Origin of the sequence: Streptomyces sp. NPDC057900 (assembly GCF_042887885.1) — a bacterium.
Classification (GTDB): Bacteria; Actinomycetota; Actinomycetes; order Streptomycetales; family Streptomycetaceae; genus Streptomyces.
This window is the reverse complement of the sequence record NZ_JBHVOI010000005.1, coordinates 482,277-508,236: the sequence shown is the minus strand read 5'-3', so window position 1 is coordinate 508,236 and position 25,960 is coordinate 482,277. Positions and strand designations below refer to the sequence as shown.

The window sequence follows — 25,960 nt, the reverse complement described above, 5'->3', positions numbered from 1 at the left end:
CCGCCGGGGATTCCTTGGTCGGTCACCCGAAGAGGTAACCGAATACCGCATCACCCACCCGCTGGTCCGTGACGTCCACGCCGTTGGCCTCCTCGCGGGCGAACTTGACGGCCTGCTGGAGCTTCTCGACCCGGTCGGTCAGCTCGTTGATCCGCCGCGCGGGCAGCGCCCCGGAGAACTTCACGGTCGTCCAGTAGCCGACCGGGACGTCCTCGTAGTACACCTCGACCTGCGCCGGGTGCTTCTCGGTGGCCTCCGCCTTCACGTGGTTGCGGGGCACCTTCTTGGTCCGCAGGGTCCGCACCGGCTCGGTCTTCCACGAGTCGGTGGACGGGTCCTGGGCCCAGGCCTCCGAGGCTTCGAGCACCGGCAGCTTGCGGATGAAGGTGGTGATGTCGGTGAGCTGCTTCTCCAGGAAGAGCAGATACGACACCGGCACGCCGGGCACCAGCACCCGGCCGTCGACCGAGATGTCGGCGCGGGCGTCACAGTTCGCCCAGTCCTTGGTGGCGGTCACGTCGAACAGCCGGGTGAGGGTCGTCGCCGTCTGGCTCAGCACGTCCTCGGCCTTGATCTGCACCGGTGTCGACTCGGGCGGCAGCTGCTCACCCTCCTCGTCCTTCGGCTGGTACGTCCGGGAGATCCCGGCCAGCAGACCGGCCTTCTGGAGGCCGTGATGCGCCGCCGTCAGGTCCTGGTGAGCCTTGGACTTGACGCCCTTCTCCACTGCGATGATCTGATTGAGTTTCGCCACACCCGGAAGCTAGCAACATCAACACCCGCCGCACCAGCGCTTTTTGGCCGGACCCGGATCCGATGTCCGTCCCGAGGGGCGAGCGGTCAGCCGCCGCTGAGCTCCAGGAGCGCGCCCACCGGGTCGGTGTCCGGTGCGGCGCGCGGCCACCACTCGTCCTGGCCGGGGTCCGACTCGTAGCCGTACCAGCGGCCGTCGTGGCCGAAGCGGAGCTGGAGCGTGCCGCCGGGGTGGGTGAGGTGGTTGCGCCAGGGCTGGAAGCGGGGGAATCCGGCGGCGGCGAGAGCCGGGCGGGCCCGGTCGAACGGGCCCGCCGGAGGGTCCCACTGCGATTCCAGGACGTCCAGCCCCTCGGCCCCGCCCTGGCGCCAGGCGGCCACGGCGCGGGCCAGGTCGGTGATGTTGCGGCCGGTCGCGGAGGCCAGCTCGCGGTAGAGGGCACGGGTGGTGGCGGTGAGCCCGGCGGTGGGGCGGGCCGCGGCCAGCCGGACGGCGTCCTGCCAGGGGGTGAGCCCGGCGAGCGGGTCGCGGCCGGTGGTGAGCAGGGCGTGGGCACGGGCGGCCGCGTCCGTGGCGAGCTGGTCGAGGGCGAGCGGGTCGCGGCTGCCGGGCAGGCTCGGGTACGAGGGCGGCTGCCCGGGGTGCGGCGCCACCGGGAACGGGGCGGGCAGCGGTGGCAGGAAGCGGTCCGCCAGCGCGTCCCGCGCCGGTACGGAGGGGGTGGCGGGGGCCTCGGGCCGCTCCCGTACGGAGTGCGCGGCGTTGCGGTGGCCGAGGTCCTCCAGGAGTTCGCGCTCGCCCCGGCCGCGCAGCAGCAGGAGGACGAACGGGTCGGCGTCCAGGAGCCGGGCCATCTGGTAGCAGAGCGCGGAGACGTGTTTGCAGGGCCAGCCGTGGTCGGGGCAGGAGCAGCTGGGGTCCAGGTCGTTCGCCGCGGGGAGCAGCGTGACGCCGGAGGCGGCCGCCGTGTCCACCAGGGAGTGCGGCATCTCCTTGGTGAGCAGCGCGGCCAGGTGGTCCGGGCGGACCGCGACCGCGTCGAGGAAAGTGTCCCAGTCGGCGTCGGTGAGGGTGCGCAGCCGCAGTTCGGCACGGTAGGGCCGGGGCCGGCTGCCGTGCACGTAGGCGACGACGCGGCCTGGGGTGACGGTGACCGCGGCGACGTGCCCGCCGTCCGCGTACGCGCGGCCCCTGGCGAGTCTCGCCGCGTCCATCGAGAGGGCTTCGAGCGCCGCCACCCAGGCCCGGCCCCACCAGCTGTCGGCGAACGGCTCGTCGTCGCCGGACGTCCGCGCCGGGACCGCCTCGAAGGTCCGCCGCAGGTCGTCGGGGCCCGGCCGGGACCGGGTGACGGGCCTCGCCGCGCTGGCGGGCGGCCGGGGGTCGGGGCGGGGGCTCATGACGGCCTCCGGAGGGAGACGAGGTCGGCCAGATCGCGGTCGCTGAGCTCGGTCAGCGCCGTCTCCCCGGTGCCGAGCACGGCGTCGGCCAGGGCGCGCTTGGCCAGCAGCATCTCACCGATCCGGTCCTCGACCGTGCCCTCCGCGATCAGCCGGTGCACCTGGACCGGCTGGGTCTGCCCGATGCGGTAGGCGCGGTCGGTGGCCTGTTCCTCGACGGCCGGGTTCCACCAGCGGTCGTAGTGGATGACATGGGCGGCCCTGGTGAGGTTCAGCCCGGTGCCGGCCGCCTTCAGCGAGAGCAGGAACACCGGCACCTCGCCGGACTGGAAGCGGTCGACCATCCGTTCCCGCTCTGCCACCGGTGTGCCGCCGTGCAGGAGTTGGGAGGGGATCGCCCGTGCGGTGAGGTGCGCGGAGAGCAGCCGGGCCATCGTCACGTACTGGGTGAAGACGAGGACGGAGCCGTCCTCCGCGAGGATCGTGTCGAGGAGCTCGTCGAGCAGGGCGAGCTTTCCTGAGCGGCCGGTGAGCCGGGTCGGCTCCTCCTTCAGATACTGCGCGGGGTGGTTGCAGATCTGCTTGAGCGAGGCCAGCAGCTTCATGATGAGGCCGCGCCGGGCGATGCCCTCCGACGCCTCGATGTACGCCATGGTCTCGCGCACCGTGGCCTCGTAGAGCGTGGCCTGTTCGCGGGTGAGGAAGACGGGGTGGTCGGTCTCCGTCTTGGGTGGCAGCTCGGGCGCGATGCCCGGGTCCGACTTCTTGCGGCGCAGCAGGAACGGGCGGACCAGCCGGGAGAGCCGCTCGACCGCCTCGTCGTTGCCGATCCCGGCGGCCGTGCCGGTGTTCTCCACGATCCGGGCGTGCCGGGCCCGGAACGCCTTGAGGGGGCCCAGCAGTCCGGGCGTCGTCCAGTCGAGCAGCGCCCACAGCTCGGAGAGGTTGTTCTCCACGGGGGTGCCGGTCAGGGCGACCCGGGCCGGGGACGGGATGGTGCGCAGCGCCTTCGCCGTCGAGGAGTGCGGATTCTTCACGTGCTGCGCCTCGTCGGCGACGACCAGTCCCCAGCTGTGCGCGGCCAGTTCGGCGGCGCTGGAGCGCATGGTGCCGTACGTGGTGAGGACGAAGCCGCCGTCGGGCTCGGCGAGGCTGCGGTCCGTGCCGTGGAACCGGCGCACGGGCACGCCGGGCGCGAAGCGGTTGATCTCCCGGTGCCAGTTGCCCAGCAGGGATGCGGGGCAGATCACCAGGGTGGGCGCGGGGTGGGCGCGGTGCAGGTGGAGGGCGATGAGGGTGATCGTCTTGCCGAGGCCCATGTCGTCGGCCAGGCAGCCGCCGAGGCCGAGCGCGGTCATCCGGTCCAGCCAGGCGAGACCGCGCAGCTGGTAGTCGCGGAGCGTCGCGTCGAGGCCGGGCGGCGGTGCGATCGTGGTGTCGTCGTCGACGATGCGCCTGCGGAGGGCGGCGAGCGCGCCGACCGGCACGGCGTCGACCTGCTCGCCGTCCACCTCGGCGCTGCCGGTCAGGGCGACGGCGAGGGCGTCCACCGGATCGAGCAGGCCGAGCTCCCGCTTGCGCGCCTTGCGCACGAGCGCGGGGTCGACGACGACCCACTGGTCGCGCAGCCGCACGACGGGCCGGTGGGCCTCGGCCAGCACGTCCATCTCGGCCTCTGTGAGCGGCTGGTCGCCCAGCGAGAGCTGCCAGTTGAAGGCGAAGAGCTGTTCGGCGTCGAAGAACGCGGTGCCGTCGGTGGCGGTGCCCGGCGCGGGCCGCACCACAGCGGCCGCGGTGAGCGAGCGGGCCAGCTCCCGGGGCCAGTGCACGCTCACCCCGGCGGCCGAGAGCCGGGCCCCGGCGTCGCTCAGCAGCTCGTACAACTCGTCCTCTGTGAGGGCCAGTACATCGGGGACGGGCTGGTCGAGCAGCCGTTCCAGCGGGGCCCAGACGCGGGCGGCGCGGCGCAGCGCGAGGACGGCGTCGACCCGGGCGCGCGGGCCGAAGGGCTCGCCCGCCCCGCCGTTCCACAGGGCGGTGGCGTCGACGACATAGGTCGGGTCCGCGAGGCTGTGCACCTGGGTGACGGCCGCGGCGGCATGCCGTGCTGCGGCGTCCGGGCTGCCGGGACCGGCCGTGTCCGTCGTGTCGAAGAGCTCGTACGCGGAGAGGTCCAGGCGCAGCGACACCCGTACGCCCGCGTCGAGCCCGGCGGCGACCGCCACCGCCCACTCCCGGGCGCCGGGCAGGTGCTGGGCCTCCGTGGCGGCGAAGGGCGCCCCCATGGCGAACGCCGCCGCGGGTGTACGGGGCAGGGTGTCGGCCACCGCGTCGAGGAAGGAGGCGATGAGCGGCTCGGGCTCGGGGACCTGGAGGGGCGTGCGGTCGGGGAACGGCACCGCGTACCCCTCGGGCGGCATGGCCGCGGCGACCGCGCGCAGATGCGCGACGTCCTCCGCGGCGCGGGGCCCGGCCCGCCAGGCGTCGTGGTCCTCGGGCGTCAGCCCGGGGAGCATCCGGCCGCCGGCCACCAGATGGAGCGCGTGCAGCGCGGCGGCGCCCCAGCACCGGGTGGCGGGGTGGGCGGAGCGCTGGTGGCGGGCACGGGCCAGCAGGGGTACGGCGTCGGCCAGGGGCAGCACGAGGGCCGGCACGGTGTGCCGGCGGACGTCGCCCTGATCGCCGTCCCGTCGGACGACGGTGATCTCGGAGACCTGGCCGTCCGCGCCGGGGGCGGGGAGCGGGGTGAGCGGGGCCCCCTCGGGGTCCCAGAACGCGACGCGTCCCTCCCTCGGCAGCGGTGCGGGAAGGAAGACGGCCGCGCAGCGCAGCAGACGGCCGGCAGCCGCGTCCTGCGGCGGTGATGCGGTGGCCACCGGCCCCTCCCTTCCCGTCCAAGGCCCTGGTCAAGGGCTCGGGTCCCGGTCCCCGGCGCCCTTCCGGCACCGGGTTCCTCTGACTCGCGAGTCTAGGCGGGGGGTCTGACAGCGGCCCACGGGCCCGCCGCCGCCCCCGCTGTCCGGGCGGGGTACGGCGGCGGGCCCGTGGGCGGTGTCGTCAGTGCCTGGCGAACGGCTTCGAGCCGTTGGGCGCGGGACGGGGCTGGGGCCGGGGCCGGGGACTCGCGGCGGCCGGGGCCTGCTTCGGCGCGGGGGCCGTCCGCGCCGGGCCGGGCGCGGGAGACGTGGGCTTGGACGAAGACACGGTCTCGGCCGACTCCGCCGGCTCTTCCGAATCTTCCGACTCCGCCGACGCCACAGGCCCCGCGGCCGCCGCCGGCTCCACCGGCGGCGCCGCGCCGGCCGGCGCCTTCGGCACCTGCGGCGGGGACTCCACGGCATCCGGCGTGGTCGGCTGCTGGGCCCGTTCCAGGAAGCGGAGCAGCTCCACCGGGAACGGCAGCACCAGGGTGGAGTTCTTCTCGGCGGCCACCGCCACCACGGTCTGGAGCAGCCTCAGCTGCAGCGCCGCGGGCTGGGAGGACATCTCGGCTGCCGCCTGGGACAGCTTCTTCGACGCCTGGAGCTCCGCGTCGGCGTTGATGACCCGGGCGCGCCTCTCCCGGTCCGCCTCCGCCTGACGCGCCATGGAGCGTTTCATCGTCTCCGGCAGCGAGACGTCCTTGATCTCCACCCGGTCGATCTGCACGCCCCAGCCGACCGCGGGGCTGTCGATCATCAGCTCCAGGCCCTGGTTCAGCTTCTCCCGGTTGGACAGCAGATCGTCCAGATCGCTCTTGCCGATGATCGAACGCAGGGACGTCTGCGCCATCTGCGAGACGGCGAACCGATAGTCCTCCACCTCGACGACCGCGCTCGACGCGTCGACGACCTTGAAGTAGATGACCGCGTCCACCCGCACGGTGACGTTGTCCCGGGTGATCCCGTCCTGGGCAGGCACCGGCATCGTCACGATCTGCATGTTGACCTTGCGCAGCCGGTCCACACCAGGGAGCACCATGGTGAACCCGGGACCTCGTACATCGTTGCGGAGCCGGCCGAATCTGAGGACCACACCCCGCTCGTACTGCTTGACGACCCGGGCGGCGGCCGCCATGTAGGCGACACCCGCCAGGACCACCACAACCAAAGCGGTCAAGAGCACCTGGACCATGACGGCCCCCTGCCAGCCGGAAACACCGAACACTCACTCCGCGCCGGATAAGACGCTAATACCACGGTATGCCCTGATTCGACAGCAGGCGAACCTCCGCCCCGCCGTTCCGCTGCGGGGCATTCCGCGCGCCGGTAGCCCGCCCGGCGGTCTCCCGGATGCCGGGCGGACGGCGAGCGGGCAAGGTGACCAGCGTCAGCACGTACCCCCGTGGCGTACGGGGCCGCGTGACGGAGCGCGTACGGATGAGCCGGACGAGACAGACGAGGACCTGCCATGCCCGTGATCGACAACCGACGACGCCGCCTCGGCACCGCAGCCGGGACCGTCCTCCTGACCCTCACCGTCGCGGGCTGTTCGAGCCTGGGCCGGACCGCGGTCGGTCCGGTCACCTACACGACCGAGCGGGAGGCCGTGATCCAGGTGAACAGCCCCTCGGTACGAGGCTGCCACCCGCTGGCCCCCGCGGGCGCCAAGGAAGTGGAGAACGGCACCCTGATCGACATCATCCTGTACCGCACCCGCGACTGCACCGGGCCCGGCACGACCTATCTGGCCACCAGGTTCACCGACCAGAAGGCGCCCGACTCGCTGCCCTGGCGCAGCTTCAGCACGGTGCACTGACCCCGGCTCCCGCACCGGGCCCCGCCTCCGGTGCGGGGCCCGCCTTCCCGGCTGCCCGGCCGCCCCGGCTACTCGGGCACGGCCCGCACCCACACCCCGTCGTCGGCGAGATAGCGGTCCACGCGCAGGCCGGCCGCGGCCAGATATCCCTCGAACTGCTCCTTCGACATCGGCCGCGACAGGAACGTCTGCGTCCAGCGCGCATCGTCGAATTCGTACTCGGCGTGCACCGAATGCACCCCGTCGCCGACCGGCTCAGAGGAGACGATGCGGACCGTGTACCCGGCCGGGTCGACCCGCTCGCGAGGCAGGTCGGCGTGGCGGCCCTTCCCCTCGCGCTGAATGAGCACCACCCCGCCGTCGCGCACATATCTCCGGCAGGTCCGCAGCAGCCCGTCCCGCACCTCGTGGTCACCCGAGTGCACCAGGAACGACGCCAGCATCACCACGTCGAACGTCTCGTCACCCAGGTCCAGGGACTCGATGGGGCTCCGCACCGTACGCGCGCCCCGCACCTGCTCCAGCATCTGCGCCGACTCGTCCACCGCGGTGACCGCGAAGCCACGCCGGAGCAGGGGGTGCGTCACCCGGCCCGCCCCGCAGCCCAGTTCCAGAATGCTCGATCCGGCGGGGACCGCCCCGGCGATCACGTCGGGTTCGTCACCGACCGGCAGCCGGGTGTACACCTCGACCGCACAACCGTCCGGGGTGATAGCGCCGGGTCCCGTCCCTGAATAGCCCTCACGTACCAGTCGTCCGCTCATATTTCCCCGAACGAACCGTCCGCATCCGCGGTTCCCCTCACACGGAGCGGCGCGCGACCAGCGCGGCGCTGAGGTACTGGAGGTCGGCGGGGCGGGCCGGGGAGAGGCCGGTCAGCCGGTCGATGCGGCGGATGCGGTAGTCGACGGTGTTGGGGTGGACGTGCAGCGCCGCCGCGGCGGCCCGGCGGTCCAGGCCGTGCCCGAGATAGGTCTCCAGCGTGCGCAGCAGCTCCGGTTTGGCCTCCAGCGGGTGCAGCAGCCGGGCGAGTCCGTGCAGCGCCTCGCTGGGCCTGCTCAGCTGGTACTCCAGCAGCACGTCGGCCAGCCGGTACAGCCCGGCGGGCCGGCCGGTGCGGGCGACCAGGTCGACGATCTCCGCGTTACGGGCCACGGCGGCCGGGACCGCCGCCGGTTCCGCGGTCTCGGCGGCCGCGGTGACGGGCACCCCGGCCGCCGTGGTGGCCTCCGCGATCAGCTCACGCAGCCCGCCGGGCCCGTCCCACGGCGGCGGCTGCGCGACGGGCAGCAGGACGGTGCCACCGGAGGCGTCGAGCGCGGTCAGCGCGGGCGTACCGGCGAACCGGTCCAGGGCCGTGCGGATACGGCGGATCTTGCGGCGGGCGGCCACCCCGGTGCCGGGTCCGGGCGCCTGGCCCGTCTCGTCGGGGTGCGGGGCGAGCGCGAGGGTCATCGTCAGATAGCCGGCCGCCGGACGCAGCCCGGTGCGCTGGGTGAGGAGTTCCAGGGACTCACCGGTCAGCAGGGCGGCCATCAGGGCGTGCCGGCCGCCGTGTTCCTGGCTGTCCAGGATCTGCCGGGCCTCCAGATAGGCGCCGCTCACCGCCGAGGTCAGCTGCTGCTGGAGGACCATGATGCGGTCCATGATCTCCAGTACGGCCGGCAGGTCGGCGGGGCCCGCGTCCTGGGCGGTCTCCTGCCAGCACATCGCGATGCCGACCTGGTACGCGGTGAGGATGGCGTCGAGCGGTACGCCCTCCTCCGCGCGCTGGGCCGCCGAGTCGCGCTGCTGGGCGAGTTCGGCGTCGGTGGCGGGGCGGCGGTGCTCGACGACGTCGGCGAAGAGCCGCAGGTTGTGCTGGACGATGTCCGCGATATCGCCCGCGATCTCCTCGTGGGGCAGCTCCGCGTAGACCGGCAGATCGCTGAGCAGCCGGTCGACGACGCGGCTGGTCAGGGCCGGTGCGCGGGCGCGCAGCTGGGCGGCGACCGGCCGCCCGGCGATACACAGCGGCGGCGGCCCACAGTCCTGCGGTCCCGCGCCCGCGCCCCTCACGACGGACCGCTCTTTGTCACGCGTCACAAAAGCCCCCGCGGAAGTCTGCGTTACCCACCAGTTAAACGACGGCGTCCGAGTCTGCATGATGACCGGCGACACCCGCCATGCCCCCGCCTCGCCCCCACCACCGGAGGTAGCCGTGAACTCGTCCCGGAACAAGGCATTCTGCCGGACCGTCAGAACAGCACTCGGTGTACTCGCGCTGACCGGACTGGCCGTCGGCACCGGCGCGTCCGGTGCCTGGGCGGCCGCCGACGACACCACCTCGTACGTCGCACTCGGGGACTCGATGGCCTCCGGGCCGCTCATCCCGGGCATCACCGGCCCCCTGGCCTGCGGACGCTCCACGCACAACTACCCGCACGAGCTGGCGGCGAGCCTGGGCGCCACGCTGACCGACGTCACCTGTAGCGGCGCGGCGTCCAAGCACATGACGGAGAAGCAGTCGCTCTCCCTGCTCGACGTCCCCATGGGCTCGGCGCCGCCCCAGTTCGACGCGCTGCGCGCGGACACCGATCTGGTGACCCTGACCATCGGCGGCAACGACACCGGCCTGGTCGGCATCGCGCAGGACTGCACCAACCTCGACCCGTCCGCCACCCCCTGCAAGGACAAGTACAACGAGGGCGGGGTGGACCAGGTGGGGCAGCGGATCGCGGAGTTCGTCCCCCGGATGGCCGCCGTACTGGACGGGATCCACCAGCGCTCGCCGCAGGCCAGGGTGATCGTCACGGGGTACGGGCTGTACATCAAGCCCGGCGGCTGCTGGCCCCTCCAGCCGGTGCTGCCGGTGGACGCCGACTTCCTCCAGGGCAGCGTCGACCGGATGAACACGGTGATCGCGCAGCAGAGCGCCGCGCACGGCGCCGAGTACATCGACCTCGCCACGCCCAGCAAGGGCCACGACTCCTGCCAGGCCCCCTCGGAGAAGTGGGTCGAGGGGTACGTGCCGACGGCCGCCGCCGCACCCCTGCACCCGAACCGGCAGGGCGAGTCGAACTACGCCCGCATCATCGGCGCCCACCTCCAGGGGAGCTGACGCGTGCGGCAGCGGCTGCTCAACGGCCTGCTCGCGGCGGCGCTCGGCGCCGCCGCCCTGCTCGCCCCGCCCGCCCACGCGGCTCCGGCGGGCCCCGCCCCGGGGGAAGGCTGCGACCCGCTGGCACCCGCCGAGTGCCTGCTGCCGTTCCCCAACGACTGGTACACCCGGCCGGACCCGGGCACCGACACGGGCCGCCGGGTGGCCTTCGACACCGCGGTGCTCCCCCGCCCCGCGACGGGCCTCCCGGTCGACCCGGCCGCCTGGAACCGGTCCGACGGCTTCTCCCCCGGCTCCGCCCTGATCGCCCAGGTGCCGGGGCTCGACCTCGCCGCGACCGGCGCGGCCCCGCTCACCGACATCGGCCGCTCCCTCGACCAGGACGCCCCCGTGGTCCTCCTGGACACCACGACCGGTGAGCGGTGGCCGTACTGGGCCGAACTCGACGCCAACGCCACGGACCCCGCCCGGCAGGCGCTGCTGATCCACCCCGCCCGCAACTTCCACGACGGCCACCACTACGCCGTGGCCCTGCGCCGCCTAAAGGACGCCACGGGCCGTACGATCCCGGCGGCCGCCCCGTTCGCCGCCGTCGCCGGTGGACGGCTTCCCGTCCACGATCCGCTGCGCGCCCGCCAGGACCGGCTCCGCCCCTCACTCACGGCCCTGCGCCGGGCCGGGGTCGCGGCCGAAGGGCTCAACCTGGCCTGGGACTTCACCGTCGCGTCAACCCGGAGCCTCAGCGGCGATCTCTTCACCATCCGCGACGACGCGTTCCGCCGGCTCGGCGACCGCTCGCCCGGCTTCACCGTCACCGGGGTCACCGACCTCACCCCCGCCCAGGACGCCCGGATCGCCCGCGAGGTCACCGGGCGGATCACCGTACCCAGCTATCTGAACCTGCCGGGCGGCCCGCCCGCTTCCGTGCTGAACCGGGGCCGGGACGGCACCCCGCGCGCCCTCCCCGGCAACACGCAGACCGCGGAGTTCCGGTGCGAGATCCCGCGCGCGGCCTTCCGTACCCCCTCCCGCCCGTCCCTCTACGGGCACGGGCTGCTGGGCAGCCGCTCGGAAGTGGGCGCGGGCAACGTCAAGGACATGGCGGCCGAGCACGACTTCACGTTCTGCGCGACGGACTGGATCGGGATGGCGCAGGAGGACATCCCCGCCGTGCTCGGCGGACTCGCCGACCCGAGCCTCTTCCCAGCCGTCCCCGAACGCAGCGAACAGGGCATGCTGAACGCCCTGTTCCTCGGCCGCGCCCTGATCCACGGCAAGGGGCTGGGCACCGACCCGGCCTTCCGCACCGCCGGCGGCCGCCCGCTGCTCGACACCCGGCACGGCCTGGCGTACGACGGGAACAGCCAGGGCGGCATCCTCGGCGGCGCACTCGTCGCGGCCTCGCCCGACATCCGGCGCGGGGTGCTGGGCGTCACCGCCATGAACTACGGGCTGCTCCTCAACCGGAGCGCCGACTTCGCACCGTTCCAGCAGGTACTGGACGGGTCCTACCCGGACAAGCTGCGCCAGCAGCTCGTCCTCCAGCTATTCCAGATGGTGTGGGACCGGGGCGAGACGAACGCGTACGCGAACCACCTCACCGACCACCACCAGGTACTGCTGCACATCGCCTACGGCGACCACCAGGTCGCGAACGCGGCGGCCGAGGTGGAGGCCCGCACCATCGGCGCCCGCGTCCTGTCACCGACACTCGCCGCGGGACGGAGCCCGGACACCGTCCCGTACTGGGGCATCCGCCGCATCGGTGCGCGTCAACTGCCCTACCGGGGCTCGGCGATGACCGTGTGGGACAGCGGCACACCGACGCCGCCGCTCACCAACACCCCGCCCGTTGGGCCCGAGTACGGCCACGACCCGCACGAGGATCCCCGCAACTCGCCCGCCGCACGTCAGCAGAAGGCCACCTTCCTGACCACCGGCCGTGTCATCAATGTCTGTGGCACCGACCCGTGCACCGCCACCCCCACCTCCTGAAACCTCCGCTGCCCCGGCGGGCCAGGACGTCCGCCGGGCACAGACAAGGAGCACCCATGCGCACGCACCGCATAGCCGGAACCGCCGTCGCGGCCGTCCTCCTCGCCGGTACGGCACTGACCCCGTCCGCCCTCGCGGCCCCACCCGCCGCGACGGCGACGGCCACGGCTACGGCGCAGTCCGCCGTACCGTTCACCTCCGCCACCGCCGCACGCACGGCCGACGGCGGCCACACCCTCTCCTGGGCCTCCCCCGCCACGTCGGTCACCGTCACCGCCGTCACCTCCCCCGACGCCACCACCGGCGTCCCCGTCGGGACGGCCCCCGGCACCGGCTCGCTGACCGTGCCCGCCGGAACGCTCCCGGAGTCCGGGCGCTGGTACTTCCGGCTGGTCCCGGACAGTGGGAGCCCACTGGTCGTCGCGGACCGCTCCCTCGGCCTGGAGTCCGCCCGCAACTTCCGTGACATCGGCGGCTACCGCACCACCGACGGGCGCTGGGTCCGCTCCGGCCTGGTCTACCGCTCCGGCAAGCTGAACAGCCTCACCGACGCCGAGCAGCAGCGGCTGGTCTCCCAGCACCTCACGCTCGATGTGGACCTGCGCAACGCCATGGAGCGCCACGACGACCCGGACCGGCTGCCGGCCGGAGTCGCCTACCAGGTCGCGGACGTCGTCTCGCTCAGCCACGGTGTCCGCTTCCACGACTCGGCCCTGATGACCCTGGCCCAGGCCGTCGCCGCCGGGCTCTTCTCCGGTTCGTCCGACCTGGGCCAGTCCATCGGCTACCCGTTCATGGTCAACTTCGTCGGCGGGGACTACGCGTTCCACGACCTGGTCACCGCCGTCGCCACGAACGATTCGGGTGCCACGGTGTTCCACTGCAGCGCCGGAAAGGACCGGACCGGCTGGGGCACCGCCGTCCTGCTCACCCTGCTCGGCGTCCCGCGTGCCACGGTCGAGGCGGACTTCCTCGCCAGCAACCAGTACACCGGCAACCCGGAAGCCGTCGAACTGAGCTGGCTGCGCGCCGCGTTCGCCGAGGCGGACCACCTGTACGGCGACTTCGACACCTACGTACGCGAGGGGCTGAAGCTCGACGCGGCGACCGTGGCGGCCCTGCGCGCCAAGCTCCTGACCGACTGACGCGCGGCCCTGATCAGCACCCCGGATAGCGGTCGTCCGGCCAGTCCACCGGGTGCTCGAACTCCAGGGAAAGATCGTCGGCCACCTCGGTGATCACCGCCCGCCCCTCGGTGCGCACCAGCCAGGACGGCGGAAGGTGTACGTCGCCGTGGTGGGCGCCGAGCAGGTTGCCGCAGACGGCGCCGGTGGAGTCGCTGTCGCCCGAATGGTTGACCGAGAGCAGCAGGGCCTCGCCCACCTGGTCCGGGCGCGGCAGGACCAGCGCGCAGTACAGGGCGATCGCGAGCGCCTCCTCCGCCACCCAGCCCGCGCCGAGCGACTCCACCTTCTCCGCGCTCGGCTCGCCCCGGCCGGCCAGCTCGAAGGCCGCCCGGAGCGCGGCGGACGTCTCCTGGTGGCCGGGGTGGCGGGCCAGCAGCTCGATGGCCCGCAGCACGGCGCCGGGCAGCGAGTCGCCCTCCATGAGGTGGGCGACGACCGCCGCGAGCGCACCGGCCGCGTAGGCGCCGGTGACGTGGCCATGGGTGATCCGCGCACAGCGGGCGGCCAGCCCGAAGCTCTCGTCCACGGGGCCGCCGGTCAGCCCGAAGGGGGCGGAGCGCATCACCGTGCCGCAGCCCTTGGAGGCGGTGTTGACCGGGCCGGCGCTGCCGAGCGGGGCCCTCGGGTCCGGGGTGTGGCCGGCCGCGAGCCCGGTCAGGCAGGCGTTGCCGGGGGCCCGCCGCGCGTACAGCCAGGGCTGCTCCCTGAGCCAGCCGGTGCGGACCAGGTCGTCGCCGCCGCGGGCGGGCGGCGCGGGGTGGTTCTGGGTGTCGAGCCAGCGCAGGTAGGCGTGCCTGATGACGGCGGTCTCGGCGCCGCCGATGCCCTTGGCCATGGCCCTGGAGTGGGCCCTGATCAGGCCTTCCGCGGTGAACAGCGTCATCTGCGTGTCGTCCGTGACGCGCCCGGTGACGCCGTCCCCGTCGGCGGTCAGGCCGCGTACGCCCTGTTCTCCGTGAGCCCGCCGGATACCCGCGAGCGACAGGAACTCCACCGGGTTGCCCAGCGCGTCCCCTATCGCCCCGCCCAGCAGACATCCCCGGACGCGGGACCTTCGGACGGAACCGTTCCCCCATGCCGCAGCGCTCATCGCCGGCACCCCCACTCTCTCGGGCTGAGTCTATGGGGACCGGACCGGGCCCTCTTCGGCCCGGCGGGATTCGCGCGTCAGCCGTCGAAGCGGGCGGCCCTCAGGTACTCCGGGTTGGGGTCGAGAGCCGCCGCGAGCCTGAAGTGGCGGGTGGCCCGCTCCGGATGGCCGGCCCGCTCGAAGGTGCGGGCCAGCGCGAAGTGCGCGAATGCGTTGTCCGGTTCGCGTTCCAGGACGAGCTCGAACTCCAGCTCTGCGGGGCGGAGTTGGGCGGCAGCGAAGAAGGCGCGGGCGCGCAGCAGCCGGGCCGCGGTGTTCTCCGGGTGCGAGGCGATCACCGAGTCGAGCAGCTTCACGGCACCCCGGGGATCGCGCGCCGCGAGCAGCTGTTCGGCCGCGCGGAAGTCTATGACGTCGGTTTCCGGGTTCCTCTCGGGCACAGTCGCATCCTTCCCTCGGCCACCTCGGTGTGAACGTCGCTGCGTGGGCCGGTATTCCGGTCCGGGTCAGCCCGCCGCCGCCCGCCGCACCAGCTCCGACCAGACCTCGCGGACCTGCGGGGCGAGGGCCTCGACAGGTCCGTCGTTGTCGATGACCAGGTCCGCGACGGCGAGCCGCTCCTCGCGGGTGGCCTGCGCGGCCATCCGGGCCCGCGCGTCGGCCTCCGTCATCCCGCGCAGTCGCACGAGCCGGTCGAGCTGGGTCTCGGGGGCGGCATCGACGACGACGACCAGGTCGTACAGGGGGGCGAGGCCGTTCTCCGTGAGGAGGGGCACGTCGTGGACGACCACGGAGCCGGTGCCCGCGGCCCGCTCCAGCTCGGCGGAGCGGGCGCCGACCAGCGGGTGGACGATCGCGTTGAGGGCGGCCAGCCGTCCGGCGTCGGAGAAGACGATCGAGCCGAGCTTCGGCCGGTCCAGGGTGCCGTCCGGGGCGAGGACCCCGGTGCCGAACTCCGCTACGAGAGCGGCGAGCCCGGGGGTGCCGGGTTCGACGACCTCGCGGGCGATCCGGTCGGCGTCGACGAGGACGGCTCCGTGGCCGACGAGCAGCGCGGACACCGCGCTCTTGCCGGCGCCGATTCCACCGGTCAGGCCCACTTTCAGCATGGCGGCAGCCTAGCGCCCAGCTCCCCGGAAGGGACCGGCGGTCAGCTGTCGCCCTCCCGCTCGGCCAGGAAGCGTTCGAATTCTAGGCCGATCTCGTCGGCGGACGGCAGGTCCACCGGCTCCGCGACCAGATTGCCCCGGGTCTCGGCGCCCGCCACCGCGTCGTACTGGTGCTCAAGGCCCTCGACCAGCGAGACGAGCTCCTCGTCGCCCTGCCCGATCTGGCGGTCGATCTCCGTCTGGGTGCGGTGCGCCTCTGTGCGCAGTGCGTGGGCGACGGCCGGCAGGACCAGCCCGGTCGCCGCCGTGATCGACTCCAGCGCGGTGAGCGCGGCGTCGGGGTAGGCGGAGCGGGCGACGTAGTGCGGCACGTGGGTGGCGACACCCAGCACGTCGTGTCCGGCCTCCATCAGCCGGTACTCGACCAGGGCCTCCGCGGAACCGGGCACCTGCGCCTCGTCGAACGGGCTGCGGTGGCCGGGCATGAGGTCGGTGCGGTTGCCGTGCGGGGTGATGCCGACGGGGCGGGTGTGCGGGACGCCCATCGGGATGCCGTGGAAGTTGACCGCGAGGCGGACACCGAGCCGTTCGACGATCTGCTCGACGGCGGCGGCGAACCTCTCCCACTCCACGTCGGGCTCCGGCCCGGACAGCAGCAGGAACGGCGCCCCGGTGGCGTCCTGGACCACCCGCACGTCCAGCGTCGGGGTCTCGTACGACGTCCAGCGGTCGCGCCGGAAGGTCAGCAGGGGACGCCGGGCGCGGTAGTCGACCAGGCGGTCGTGGTCGAAGCGGGCCACCACCTGGTGCGGCAGCGATTCGAGCAGACCGTCGACGATCTGCTCACCGGTCTCACCCGCGTCGATGTACCCCTCGAAGTGGTAGAGCATGACCAGGCCGGCCGACTCCTGGGCCAGCGCCATGTCGACGACGGCCAGGCCCTTCGGGTCCCATTCGTACAAACTCTGCGGATCAGCCACGGTTACCGCTCCTCCTTGTGTTCCTGAAGAAGAACGCCCCGAGGGGCACGGGCATTCCCTCCCGTGCCCCTTCACATGGTGTTTACCCAAGTACCCGCGCGTGCAGTGCGGTGACCGCCTTCCGTGCGGAGGTGAACGCCCCGTGCTGCCAGGCGTCCGCGTAGCTCAGGTAGTCACCGGCGAAGTAGACCCGCCCGGCCGCCCGGTTGAGCGGTGCGAAGGCCGGGGCGTCGGGGCCGCCCGCCAGTGAGTGCCAGGACGCCTCCAGGTACGGGGTCTGCCGCCAGTGGTGGGAGAACGACGTGGCGAGTTCGGTGCGGTACTTGTCGCCGTGGATCTTCACGCCCTGGGCCACGGCCCGCGCCTCCCGCCGCGCCGGGGTGAGGGCGGCGTACGCGTCGGCGTCGGCGCCGGTGTTGTAGTAGCCGATGATGGTGCCCCGCCTGCCCTGGTGGCCGTAGGACGGGTACCAGATGTGGGCGAGGTCCATGTCCGTCTCGGTGATGCCGCCGTAGATCCGGTGGTCGCTCTCCCACCAGCGGCTGCGGTACTCCAGACCGATCTTCCCGGCCGAGGACGGCTTGCAGGCCTCCAGCGCGCTCTGGACGTCCGGGCCCAGGTTGTGTGCGGTCTTGGCGAGGATGTTGGGCGGCAGCGCGGCGACGCAGTAGTCCGCCTCGATGCTGCGGGTGCGCCCCGCCCGGGCGTAGGTGACGGTGACGCCGTGCGAGGTGTCGGTGATCTTCGTGACGGCCGCGCCGGTACGGATCCGGCGCTCCCCTATCGCCCGGGTGAGCGCGGCGGGTATCCGGTCCATGCCGCCGACCGGCTGGAACATCAGCATCGCCTGGTCGTACTCGAACTCGAAGGCGAAGTAACGCCCGACGCCGCTGGCGAAGACCTCGGACGCGGAGGGTACGGAGCCCAGCTCCTCGCCCGGGGTCCCGGCGGCGGCGGGGTCGACGCGGTAGCCGCGCCGGGGGCTTCCGGTGTAGTCGAGCGTGTCTCCGATGTCGCCGAAGTCCTTCAGGAACTCCATGAGCCGTTCCTGGTCGTCGGCGGTGATCTGCCGGTCGAGCGCTCCCTTGTCGGTGGCCTTGGAGAGGAGTTCGGCGACGTAGCCGTACACGTCGGCCTTGGCGGTGCGGTAGCGCACCGGGGCCTTCATGCCCGCCTTCTCGTTGTAGATATAGGCATTGGCGTTCACGTTGGTGAACATCTCGATGGGTACGCCGAGTTCGCGACAGTAGTCGAGGGTGACCATCCACTGCGGGATCCGGCCGGGCCCACAGTTCATGTACTGGCCGTCGCTGAACCGGGCCGTCTGCCGGACACCGTGGATATCGGTGGTGGAGTCCCCGCCGCGCACGGTGAAGTTCCGGCCACCCGTGCGGTCGCGTGCCTCCAGGACCGTCACGTCGTAGCCCGCCTTGCCCAGCTCGTAGGCGGTGGCGAGACCGGCGATACCGCCACCCACGACGACCACCTTGGCCGCGGCCTTCCCCTTCAGGTGGAAGTCGCCGGCGCTGGGCGCGCGGTAGGCCGGTTCGCGGCTTGCCGCCTGGGCGGTGGGGGCGAGGCCGAGCGCTCCCATGGTGGCGAACATGGCACCCGCGCCGCCGGTGATGCCGACGTTGCGCAGAAAGGCGCGGCGGCTGTCGCCGGGCGTGACGGAGGATTGGCGAGACGTCTGGGTCATGGAGCGGCTCCTGTCCGGATCCTGGGGTTGCCGGGATCCTGGCAAGGGCGTGTTACGTGCCGTCAGTTACTCGTGTATCCCGCACGTTTCTCTCTGTTCACCCCGTTCACGTCGCTCACACCCCGCGCGGCCACCGCAGCATTGGTCCAGACCTTGACACGGCGTCACCTCATCCCTACCGTCACTGGGCAGCACGTTCAGAAACTCGCCCCACATTCACGTACGAGAACCCTGAACCCCTGACGGGAAGGCACCCCCATGCGCACCCGCACACTGCTCCCCGCCCTGCTCTCCACCGCCCTGGCCGCCGGCGGCCTCGTCCTCGCCTCGGCCACCGCCTCCGGAGCCGCGACGGTCATCCAGGTGAGTACGGCGGCCCAGCTCAAGTCGGCTCTCACGGCGGCCGCTCCCGGCGACACGATCCAGCTCGCGGACGGTACGTACACCGGCAACTTCAAGGCGACCGTCCCCGGCACCGCCGCCGCACGGATCACCCTGACCGGCTCCGCCGGGGCGGTCCTGACGGCCGGCGGCGGTTACGGGCTGCACCTCAACGGCGCCTCCTACTGGACCGTGAAGGGCATCACCGTCTCCGGCGGCCAGAAGGGCATCATGGCCGACAGCGCCGACGGGGTCGTGATCGACTCGGTCACCGTGCACGACCTCGACATGGAGGGCGTCCACTTCCGCAAGTCCAGCAGCGACGGCGTCATCAAGAACTCACGGATCTACGACACCGGGCACGACGGCCGCGGCATGGGCGAGGGCGTCTACGTGGGCACGGCGGGCGACCTCTCCGACAACAGCGACCGGGTCCAGATCCTGGACAACACGATCGGCCCGGACGTCGGCGGCGAGAACATCGACATCAAGGAAGGCACCACGGGCACCCGGATCACCGGCAACACCTTCGACGGAAGCGGGCTGACCGGCGCCAACTACGACGACTCCTGGGTCGACGTGAAGGGCAACGACGTGCTGGTCGAGGGCAACCGGGGCTCCCGTACGACCAACAACGGCTACGAGACGCACACCCAGCAGAGCGGCTGGGGCTGCGGGACCGTCTTCCGGAACAACACCTCGGACCTGTCCGGTTCGACGGGCGACAAGCGGATCGCGTTCAACGTGACCAACTACAGCGCGAGCTGCCCGACGAAGGTCTACGCGAGCAACACCGTGACGGGCGGCAACGGCCTGACCAACATCACCGTCACCCCGTAGGCACCCGCAGGCACCCGCTGAGTCCCGTAGGAACCTCCCGTAACGACGAATGAGGCCCGCCCCCCGAAGGGGACGGGCCTCACCGTCATCTACTGCGACCGATGACCGGCCGGAGGGTCAGAGCGTCAGCTCTGGCCGCCCGCCAGCTTCTCGCGCAGGGCAGCCAGGGCCTCGTCCGACGCCAGGGCGCCGGAGTTGTCCGCGGACTCCGAGGAGTACGAACCGCCACCGCCGCCACCGCTGCCGCCGGAGGCAGCCGGAGCCGCGCCGGCCGGGGCGGCAGCGCCCTCGGCAGCAGCGGCCTCGTCGGCCTCGCGGGACTTGATGACCTGGGCCTGGTGCTGCTCGAAGCGCGTCTGCGCCTCGGCGTACTGGGTCTCCCAGACCTCGCGCTGAGCCTCGAAGCCTTCGAGCCAGTCGTTGGTCTCGGGGTCGAAGCCCTCGGGGTAGATGTAGTTGCCCTGGTCGTCGTACGACGCGGCCATGCCGTACAGCGTCGGGTCGAACTCGACCGAGGCCGGGTCGCCACCGAAGGACTCGTTGGCCTGCTTCAGCGAGAGGCTGATCCGACGACGCTCAAGGTCGATGTCGATGACCTTGACGAAGATCTCGTCGTTGACCTGGACGACCTGCTCCGGGATCTCCACGTGGCGCTCGGCCAGCTCGGAGATGTGGACCAGGCCCTCGATGCCCTCGTCGACGCGCACGAACGCACCGAACGGAACGAGCTTGGTGACCTTGCCGGGCACGACCTGCCCGATCTGGTGCGTCCGGGCGAACTGCTGCCACGGGTCTTCCTGCGTCGCCTTGAGCGACAGGGAGACACGCTCGCGGTCCATGTCCACGTCGAGAACCTCGACGGTGACTTCCTGGCCGACCTCGACAACCTCGGAGGGGTGGTCGATGTGCTTCCAGGACAGCTCGGAGACGTGCACGAGACCGTCGACGCCACCCAGGTCCACGAAGGCACCGAAGTTGACGATCGAGGAGACGACGCCGGAGCGGACCTGACCCTTCTGCAGGGTCGTGAGGAACGTCTGGCGAACCTCGGACTGGGTCTGCTCAAGCCAGGCACGGCGGGACAGGACCACGTTGTTGCGGTTCTTGTCCAGCTCGATGATCTTGGCTTCGAGCTCCTTGCCCACGTACGGCTGGAGGTCGCGGACGCGGCGCATCTCGACCAGCGACGCCGGCAGGAAGCCCCGGAGGCCGATGTCGAGGATGAGACCACCCTTGACGACCTCGATGACGGTACCGGTGACGATGCCGTCTTCTTCCTTGATCTTCTCGATGGTGCCCCAGGCACGCTCGTACTGAGCGCGCTTCTTCGAGAGGATCAGGCGGCCTTCCTTGTCCTCCTTCTGGAGAACCAGGGCCTCGATCTCGTCGCCGACCTTGACGACCTCGTTCGGGTCGACGTCGTGCTTGATCGAGAGCTCGCGGCTCGGGATGACACCTTCGGTCTTGTAACCGATGTCGAGGAGAACCTCGTCGCGGTCAACCTTGACGATGACACCATCAACGATGTCGCCGTCGTTGAAGTACTTGATCGTCTCGTCGATGGCCGCGAGGAACGCGTCCGCGTCGCCGATGTCGTTGACCGCAACCTGCGGAGTGGTGGCGGTGGTCTCGGTGCTGCTCGTCATGTGGGAAAGGGCTCCGGTACGGACAGTGAGTCGAAGTTACTGCTACGCCGTGAGCCCGTATCGCCTCTGCAGAAGCCGGACAGCCCGGGAAGCGCCGAATCCCGCGAGCGGGAGGCGCCTCGTGAACCGAGGGGACATACAACAGATGCGAGCGCGGCCTGCTAGGTCTGAGGCGCGCAGGCTCGCAGCGCAACTTGTAGCATACGGGGGCAGCAGGGCAGGGTCAATGCGCGAAGGCGCACACCAGGGGCGGAACGCCCCATACCCGGCACAACTCGTGTTCACCGAGGCCACATCGGCCCCGATGGTGTCCCGGACACACGGGTCGCCCACCCATAGACGCCCCCTTGGTACGTACCTCGTACGACGGGGTGAAGGCAAACTACAGCGACGGGCACGATGAGCCAAGAGATTCCCCCTGCCGAACCCTCCGAACGTTCCCGGACCTCGGAGAACTCCGAACTCTCCGAGCCCGAGGTGACACGCCGCAGCGCGGATGTGGCCGAGAGCAGCCGGGCCAGCCGGGGCTGGTGGGACCGCAACGCCGACGAGTACCAGAACGAGCACGGGACCTTCCTCGGCGACGACCGGTTCGTCTGGGGTCCGGAGGGGCTCGACGAGACGGAGGCCGGGCTGCTGGGTCCCCTGGACGACCTGGCGGGCCTGGACATCCTGGAGATCGGGGCGGGCGCGGCGCAGTGCTCCCGCTGGCTGGCCGCCCAGGGCGCCCGCCCGGTCGCGCTCGACCTCTCGCACCGCCAGCTCCAGCACGGGCTGCGGATCGGCGGCGTCCCGCTGGTCCAGGCCGACGCCGGGGTGCTGCCCTTCCGCGACGGCAGCTTCGACCTGGCCTGCTCCGCCTACGGCGCGGTGCCGTTCGTCGCCGACCCGGTCCAGGTGTTCCGCGAGGTGCGCCGGGTGCTGCGCCCCGGCGGCCGCTGGGTCTTCTCCGTGACGCACCCGGTCCGCTGGGCCTTCCCGGACGAGCCGGGGCCGGAGGGGCTGTCCGTCGCCGCCTCGTACTTCGACCGCACCCCCTACGTCGAACAGGACGAGAACGGCGACGCGGTGTACGTGGAGCACCACCGCACGCTCGGTGACCGGGTGCGGGACGTGGTCGCGAGCGGTTTCCGCCTGGTCGACCTGGTGGAACCGGAGTGGCCGGAGTGGAACAGCCAGGAGTGGGGCGGCTGGTCGCCGCTGCGCGGCAACCTGATCCCCGGAACCGCCATCTTCGTCTGCGAGCGCGACTGAGACACCGGCCGGTGCGGGGCAGGACACCGGTGCGGGGCACGGCGGCGGGCCGTACGAGACTGGGGCCGTGATCCGCACCGACGCCCTGGACCAGCTGCCCGTCCGCACCGCCGTGCCCGCGCTGCGGCGGGCCCTCGACGACCGGGGTGTCGCCGTGCTGTGCGCGCCGCCCGGCACCGGCAAGACCACCCTCGTCCCGCTGGTCCTGGCCGGGCTGACCGGCGACGGACCGCCGCGCCGGGTCGTGGTCGCGGAGCCCCGGCGGATCGCGGCCCGCGCGGCGGCCCGGCGGATGGCCTGGCTGCTCGGTGAGCGGGCCGGCGAACGGGTCGGGTTCACCGTGCGCGGGGAGCGGGTGGTGGGTCCCGGCACCGTGGTGGAGGTGGTCACCACCGGAGTACTGCTCCAGCGGCTCCAGCGCGACCAGGAGCTGTCCGGCGTCGACGCCGTGATCATCGACGAGTGCCACGAGCGCCATCTGGACGCGGACACGGTGGCCGCGTTCCTCCTGGACGTACGCGCCGCGATCCGGCCCGATCTGCGGCTGGTCGCCGCGTCCGCGACGACGGACGCGCAGGGCTGGGCCCGGCTGCTCGGGGACGCCCCGGTGGTCGAGGCGCGGGGCGTCTCCCATCCGGTGGAGGTGGTGTGGGCGCCGCCGGTCCGGCCGGTGCGGCCGCCGCACGGGATGCGGGTCGATCCCGCGCTGCTCACTCATGTCGCCTCCGTGGTGCGGCGGGCGCTGGCCGAGCGGGACGGCGACGTGCTGTGTTTCCTGCCCGGGGTCGGCGAGATCGGCCGGGTGGCCGGGCAGCTGTCCGGCGTCGCGGCGGAGGTGCTCCAGGTGCACGGGCGGGCACCCGCGGCGGTGCAGGACGCGGTGCTGGCCGGTTCGTCCGGGGGGCGCCGGGTGGTGCTGGCGACCTCGGTGGCGGAGTCCTCGCTGACCGTGCCGGGGGTGCGGACCGTCGTCGATTCGGGGCTGGCCAGGGAGCCGCGCACCGATCACGCCCGGGGCCTGAGCGCGCTGACGACGGTACGGGCCTCGCAGGCGGCGGGCCGTCAGCGGGCGGGCCGGGCCGGCCGCGAGGCGCCCGGGGCGGTCTACCGCTGCTGGGAGCAGGCGGAGGACGGGCGGCTCGCCCGGTTCCCCTCCCCCGAGATCAAGGTGGCCGACCTCGCGGCGTTCGCGCTCCAGGCCGCCTGCTGGGGCGATCCGGAAGCGACCGGGCTCGCGCTGCTCGACGCGCCTCCGGCCGGTGCGATGGGCGCGGCCCACGAGGTGCTGACGGCGGTCGGCGCGGTCGGCCCGGACGGGCGGGTGACCGAACGCGGCGTACGGATGTCCCGGCTGGGGCTGCACCCGCGGCTGGCCAGGGCGCTGCTGGACGGGGCGTCCTCGGTCGGCGGACGCCGGGCGGCGGAGGTGGTGGCGCTGCTGAGCGAGGAGCCGCCTCGGGAGTACGGGGACGACCTGGCGGCCGCGTTGCGCACCGCGCGCCTGGGCAAGGACGCCTACGCGGCCCGCTGGCGCCAGGAGGTGCGGCGGCTGTCGTCCTCGCTGAAGGGCGGGGAGGGGGGCGGCTCCGGGCCGGACGACGGAGCCGTCGGCCTGGTGGCCGCACTGGCCTTCCCCGAGCGGGTGGCGCGGGCCCGGGGCGAGGGGACGTTCCTGATGGCGTCCGGCACGGGCGCGGAGCTGCGGGACGGCTCACCGCTGCGCAGTGCGGGGTGGCTGGCGGTCGCGGTCGCGGACCGTCCGGCGCACGCCGCGTCCGCCCGGGTCCGGCTCGCCGCCGTCATCGACGAGGACACGGCACGCCTGGCGGCCGGACATCTGCGGTTCGCGGGCGAGGAGGTCCGCTGGGACGGCCACGACGTGGTGGCCCGCCGGGTGGAACGCCTCGGCGCCGTCGAACTCTCCGCGCGCCCCCTGAAACAGCCCGACCCCGCCCTGGTCCGCGAGGCCCTGGTGGAGGGGTTGCGGCGGGAGGGGCTCGGCCTGCTGCGCTGGACCAGGGACACCGGACAGCTCCGGGAGCGGCTGGCCTTCCTCCACCGGGAGCTGGGCGAGCCGTGGCCTGACGTGTCGGACGAGGCGCTGCTGAGCCGTACAGAGGAGTGGCTGGAGCCCGAGCTGTCGCGGGCCCGGCGCCGCTCGGCGCTGGCCGGGATCGACGCCGGGCAGGCGCTGCGCCGGCTGCTGCCCTGGGCGACCGGCGAGGGGGCCCGGCTGGACGAGCTGGCCCCGGAACGGATCGAGGTGCCGAGCGGTTCGCGGATCAGGGTGGAGTACGGCGGACCGCAGCCGGTGCTCGCGGTGAAGCTCCAGGAGCTGTTCGGGCTCCAGGAGACCCCGAGGGTGGCCGGCGTACCGGTGCTGGTGCACCTGCTCTCCCCGGCCGGCCGGCCCGCCGCGGTGACGGCGGACCTGGCGTCGTTCTGGCGGGAGGGCTACAGGGCGGTGCGCGCGGAGCTGCGCGGCCGCTACCCGAAGCACCCGTGGCCCGAGGACCCGACCACGGTGGAGGCGACCCGGTTCACGAAGGCCCGGCTCAAGCGGGAGTAGGTTCCGGGTCGGGGACGGGCTCGGGCGCGGCGTGCGGCCTCGGGGTGCCCGGCCGCCGCGAGCGGGCCTCCAGCCAGAGCGACAGGGCCAGGAGCGCGGCACCGAGGAAGAGGAAGCCCCAGGGCAGGTACGAGGTCAGCAGCAGGACCAGCACCCGCTGGGACTTGACCTGGTCGACGATCGAGGCGATGTAGTCCTCGCGCATCTTCACGTCCCCGGCGAACACGGTGACGGTGTCCTTGGGCATGCCCATCGCCTTCGCGTTCCGCATCTCCTCCTTGTGGATCTCCTCGCCGTTGACCGGCGCCCCGGTGACGGGATCGACCCAGAACATCCGCTTGGTGGTGTACCAGCGGGTCATTCCGGTCTTGGCGATCTGCGCCGGGGTGATGCCCTTGATCGGCATCGTCTTCGGCATGGGGACCTTGGTCCACGGGATGGTCTGCTCGAAGTAGTAGACCTTCAGACCCCGGAAGGTCTGGGTGCCCTTGTAGTGGATGGGCGAGCTGGTGCGGGTCTGGGCGTCGAAGTACTCGTAGTCCCGCTTCTCGGTGAGGAAGGGCCACTTGTACTCGATGCCCTCGCGGCTGACCGGGTCGCCGTCGACCATCTCGCCGGTGGCGTGGACCGGGGCCTGGCTGTGCGCGTCGAAGATGTAGCGCTCGGGGATCTTGGAGACCATCTTGCCGTCGGGGCCCTGGATGTAGGAGAGCGCGTTCCAGACGACGACGTCGCGGCCCGCGCTGCGCTCGATCTTCTCCGACGCCTCCACATCGCCCTTGAGGGTCTGCACGATGGTGACCTTGTCGACCTTCTTGGCCGTGAGGGTGCTGTAGTCGAGCAGGGTCGCGGGCTTCGCCTCCAGCACCGTCTCCTGGTACTGGTTCGGCGGGATCTTCGCCAGCCGGGGGAAGGCGTACCAGCGCAGCAGCGGCGACATGGCTGCGAAGAAGACGGCGAAGGCCAGGAGTACGAGGCTGGCTCGGCGGCGCATGGGGTGTCCTCCCTCTGCATTCCGTGGTGCGTTGCGTGGTGCGGGCGGCTAGTTCTTGGGGCCCGGGACGGTGGTCAGCAGGGGTTTGGGTGAGGTCTCGCCGGGTGGTGCGCCCACCGCGCTGATGGTGAGCACGAGGGCGAGGGCGGCGGCCAGTCCGATGGCGGCGGCGACTAGGGCACGCATGCTCGGCCTCCCGGGGCGGTAACTGATGGGGCGTCAGGG

The 25,960-nt window shown here is 72.6% G+C and carries 21 protein-coding genes; 7 read left to right on the top strand and 14 right to left on the bottom strand.

What is annotated here, in order from left to right; all coding sequences use genetic code 11:
• Positions 1 to 22: 22 nt before the first annotated feature.
• From ACFVQ0_RS22500 to ACFVQ0_RS22485, 4 genes are all read right to left on the bottom strand, one after another.
• Positions 23 to 754 (bottom strand): hypothetical protein, encoded by a 732-nt coding sequence (locus ACFVQ0_RS22500; protein ID WP_390090590.1) that lies wholly within the window; start codon positions 752 to 754, stop codon positions 23 to 25.
• 86 nt (positions 755 to 840) lie between these two features.
• Positions 841 to 2,154 (bottom strand): SWIM zinc finger family protein, encoded by a 1,314-nt coding sequence (locus ACFVQ0_RS22495; protein ID WP_390090588.1) that lies wholly within the window; start codon positions 2,152 to 2,154, stop codon positions 841 to 843.
• A complete protein-coding gene (locus tag ACFVQ0_RS22490) occupies positions 2,151 to 5,030 on the bottom strand; it encodes a DEAD/DEAH box helicase (protein WP_390090586.1) in 2,880 nt (959 codons plus the stop codon). The genes ACFVQ0_RS22495 and ACFVQ0_RS22490 overlap by 4 nt, the downstream gene beginning before the upstream one ends.
• A 181-nt stretch (positions 5,031 to 5,211) precedes the next feature.
• On the bottom strand, positions 5,212 to 6,267 hold the full coding sequence (locus tag ACFVQ0_RS22485; protein ID WP_390090584.1) for a slipin family protein: 1,056 nt from the start codon (positions 6,265 to 6,267) through the stop codon (positions 5,212 to 5,214).
• 276 nt (positions 6,268 to 6,543) lie between these two features.
• Between ACFVQ0_RS22485 and ACFVQ0_RS22480 the strand changes: the two genes are divergently transcribed.
• Entirely contained in the window at positions 6,544 to 6,891 is a 348-nt protein-coding gene (locus ACFVQ0_RS22480; protein ID WP_390090582.1) for a hypothetical protein, read from the top strand.
• A 68-nt stretch (positions 6,892 to 6,959) separates the two neighbouring features.
• On the opposite strand, the gene ACFVQ0_RS22475 is transcribed toward ACFVQ0_RS22480, so the two are convergent.
• Together ACFVQ0_RS22475 and ACFVQ0_RS22470 are read right to left on the bottom strand one after the other, a co-directional pair.
• Complete coding sequence (locus ACFVQ0_RS22475) at positions 6,960 to 7,655, bottom strand: class I SAM-dependent methyltransferase (protein ID WP_390090580.1); 696 nt, start codon at positions 7,653 to 7,655, stop codon at positions 6,960 to 6,962.
• 37 nt (positions 7,656 to 7,692) lie between these two features.
• Positions 7,693 to 8,904, bottom strand: a complete 1,212-nt coding sequence (locus ACFVQ0_RS22470; RefSeq protein WP_390090774.1) for a PucR family transcriptional regulator — start codon at positions 8,902 to 8,904, stop codon at positions 7,693 to 7,695.
• Between the two features lie 187 nt (positions 8,905 to 9,091).
• Between ACFVQ0_RS22470 and ACFVQ0_RS22465 the strand changes: the two genes are divergently transcribed.
• From ACFVQ0_RS22465 to ACFVQ0_RS22455, 3 genes are read left to right on the top strand one after another with little or no spacing between them, the layout of a single operon-like run.
• The gene (locus ACFVQ0_RS22465; RefSeq protein WP_390090579.1) at positions 9,092 to 9,991 is read left to right on the top strand and encodes an SGNH/GDSL hydrolase family protein; all 900 of its coding nucleotides are present in this window, start codon (positions 9,092 to 9,094) and stop codon (positions 9,989 to 9,991) included.
• A 3-nt stretch (positions 9,992 to 9,994) separates the two neighbouring features.
• A complete protein-coding gene (locus ACFVQ0_RS22460) occupies positions 9,995 to 11,986 on the top strand; it encodes a hypothetical protein (RefSeq protein ID WP_390090577.1) in 1,992 nt (663 codons plus the stop codon).
• Positions 11,987 to 12,042: 56 nt separating this feature from the next.
• A complete protein-coding gene (locus ACFVQ0_RS22455) occupies positions 12,043 to 13,131 on the top strand; it encodes a tyrosine-protein phosphatase (RefSeq protein WP_390090575.1) in 1,089 nt (362 codons plus the stop codon).
• Positions 13,132 to 13,144: 13 nt separating this feature from the next.
• Here the strand turns inward: ACFVQ0_RS22455 and ACFVQ0_RS22450 are convergent, their stop codons facing one another.
• The 5 genes from ACFVQ0_RS22450 to ACFVQ0_RS22430 form a co-directional block, all read right to left on the bottom strand.
• Positions 13,145 to 14,263 (bottom strand): ADP-ribosylglycohydrolase family protein, encoded by a 1,119-nt coding sequence (locus ACFVQ0_RS22450; protein ID WP_390090573.1) that lies wholly within the window; start codon positions 14,261 to 14,263, stop codon positions 13,145 to 13,147.
• Positions 14,264 to 14,340: 77 nt separating this feature from the next.
• A complete protein-coding gene (locus ACFVQ0_RS22445) occupies positions 14,341 to 14,703 on the bottom strand; it encodes a tetratricopeptide repeat protein (protein WP_311306287.1) in 363 nt (120 codons plus the stop codon).
• Positions 14,704 to 14,769: 66 nt separating this feature from the next.
• Positions 14,770 to 15,372 (bottom strand): dephospho-CoA kinase, encoded by a 603-nt coding sequence (coaE, locus tag ACFVQ0_RS22440; protein ID WP_390090571.1) that lies wholly within the window; start codon positions 15,370 to 15,372, stop codon positions 14,770 to 14,772.
• 41 nt (positions 15,373 to 15,413) lie between these two features.
• Positions 15,414 to 16,352, bottom strand: coding sequence for a PAC2 family protein (locus ACFVQ0_RS22435; RefSeq protein WP_390090569.1), 939 nt, complete (start codon positions 16,350 to 16,352; stop codon positions 15,414 to 15,416).
• A gap of 82 nt (positions 16,353 to 16,434) precedes the next feature.
• Entirely contained in the window at positions 16,435 to 17,958 is a 1,524-nt protein-coding gene (locus ACFVQ0_RS22430; RefSeq protein WP_390090773.1) for a flavin monoamine oxidase family protein, read from the bottom strand.
• A gap of 351 nt (positions 17,959 to 18,309) precedes the next feature.
• Here ACFVQ0_RS22430 and ACFVQ0_RS22425 point away from each other — a divergent pair, with 351 nt between their 5' ends.
• Entirely contained in the window at positions 18,310 to 19,272 is a 963-nt protein-coding gene (locus ACFVQ0_RS22425) for a right-handed parallel beta-helix repeat-containing protein (RefSeq protein WP_390090567.1), read from the top strand.
• A 125-nt stretch (positions 19,273 to 19,397) separates the two neighbouring features.
• On the opposite strand, the gene rpsA is transcribed toward ACFVQ0_RS22425, so the two are convergent.
• A complete protein-coding gene (gene rpsA / locus ACFVQ0_RS22420; RefSeq protein ID WP_024493912.1) occupies positions 19,398 to 20,918 on the bottom strand; it encodes a 30S ribosomal protein S1 in 1,521 nt (506 codons plus the stop codon).
• Positions 20,919 to 21,317: 399 nt separating this feature from the next.
• Here rpsA and ACFVQ0_RS22415 point away from each other — a divergent pair, with 399 nt between their 5' ends.
• Both ACFVQ0_RS22415 and hrpB read left to right on the top strand, forming a co-directional pair.
• Positions 21,318 to 22,172, top strand: a complete 855-nt coding sequence (locus tag ACFVQ0_RS22415; RefSeq protein WP_390090565.1) for a class I SAM-dependent methyltransferase — start codon at positions 21,318 to 21,320, stop codon at positions 22,170 to 22,172.
• A gap of 67 nt (positions 22,173 to 22,239) precedes the next feature.
• Complete coding sequence (hrpB, locus tag ACFVQ0_RS22410; RefSeq protein WP_390090563.1) at positions 22,240 to 24,741, top strand: ATP-dependent helicase HrpB; 2,502 nt, start codon at positions 22,240 to 22,242, stop codon at positions 24,739 to 24,741.
• On the opposite strand, the gene ACFVQ0_RS22405 is transcribed toward hrpB, so the two are convergent.
• On the bottom strand, positions 24,728 to 25,735 hold the full coding sequence (locus ACFVQ0_RS22405; protein ID WP_390090561.1) for a DUF3068 domain-containing protein: 1,008 nt from the start codon (positions 25,733 to 25,735) through the stop codon (positions 24,728 to 24,730). The genes hrpB and ACFVQ0_RS22405 overlap by 14 nt on opposite strands.
• Before the next feature lie 48 nt (positions 25,736 to 25,783).
• Positions 25,784 to 25,921 carry an SPW_0924 family protein gene (locus ACFVQ0_RS22400; RefSeq protein WP_123469382.1) on the bottom strand — a complete coding sequence of 46 codons (138 nt, stop codon included), beginning with the start codon at positions 25,919 to 25,921 and terminating at the stop codon, positions 25,784 to 25,786.
• Between the last annotated feature and the right edge of the window lie 39 nt (positions 25,922 to 25,960).

Coding starts and splice junctions, on each gene's coding strand:
- ACFVQ0_RS22400 (WP_123469382.1), bottom strand. CDS start 25,921: ATGCGTGCCCTAGTCGCCGCCGCCATCGGACTGGCCGCCGCCCTCGCC.
- rpsA (WP_024493912.1), bottom strand. CDS start 20,918: ATGACGAGCAGCACCGAGACCACCGCCACCACTCCGCAGGTTGCGGTC.
- ACFVQ0_RS22480 (WP_390090582.1), top strand. CDS start 6,544: ATGCCCGTGATCGACAACCGACGACGCCGCCTCGGCACCGCAGCCGGG.
- ACFVQ0_RS22430 (WP_390090773.1), bottom strand. CDS start 17,958: ATGTTCGCCACCATGGGAGCGCTCGGCCTCGCCCCCACCGCCCAGGCG.
- ACFVQ0_RS22485 (WP_390090584.1), bottom strand. CDS start 6,267: ATGGTCCAGGTGCTCTTGACCGCTTTGGTTGTGGTGGTCCTGGCGGGT.
- ACFVQ0_RS22475 (WP_390090580.1), bottom strand. CDS start 7,655: ATGAGCGGACGACTGGTACGTGAGGGCTATTCAGGGACGGGACCCGGC.
- ACFVQ0_RS22425 (WP_390090567.1), top strand. CDS start 18,310: ATGCGCACCCGCACACTGCTCCCCGCCCTGCTCTCCACCGCCCTGGCC.
- ACFVQ0_RS22405 (WP_390090561.1), bottom strand. CDS start 25,735: ATGCGCCGCCGAGCCAGCCTCGTACTCCTGGCCTTCGCCGTCTTCTTC.
- ACFVQ0_RS22415 (WP_390090565.1), top strand. CDS start 21,318: ATGAGCCAAGAGATTCCCCCTGCCGAACCCTCCGAACGTTCCCGGACC.
- ACFVQ0_RS22495 (WP_390090588.1), bottom strand. CDS start 2,154: ATGAGCCCCCGCCCCGACCCCCGGCCGCCCGCCAGCGCGGCGAGGCCC.
- ACFVQ0_RS22455 (WP_390090575.1), top strand. CDS start 12,043: ATGCGCACGCACCGCATAGCCGGAACCGCCGTCGCGGCCGTCCTCCTC.
- coaE (WP_390090571.1), bottom strand. CDS start 15,372: ATGCTGAAAGTGGGCCTGACCGGTGGAATCGGCGCCGGCAAGAGCGCG.
- ACFVQ0_RS22450 (WP_390090573.1), bottom strand. CDS start 14,263: ATGAGCGCTGCGGCATGGGGGAACGGTTCCGTCCGAAGGTCCCGCGTC.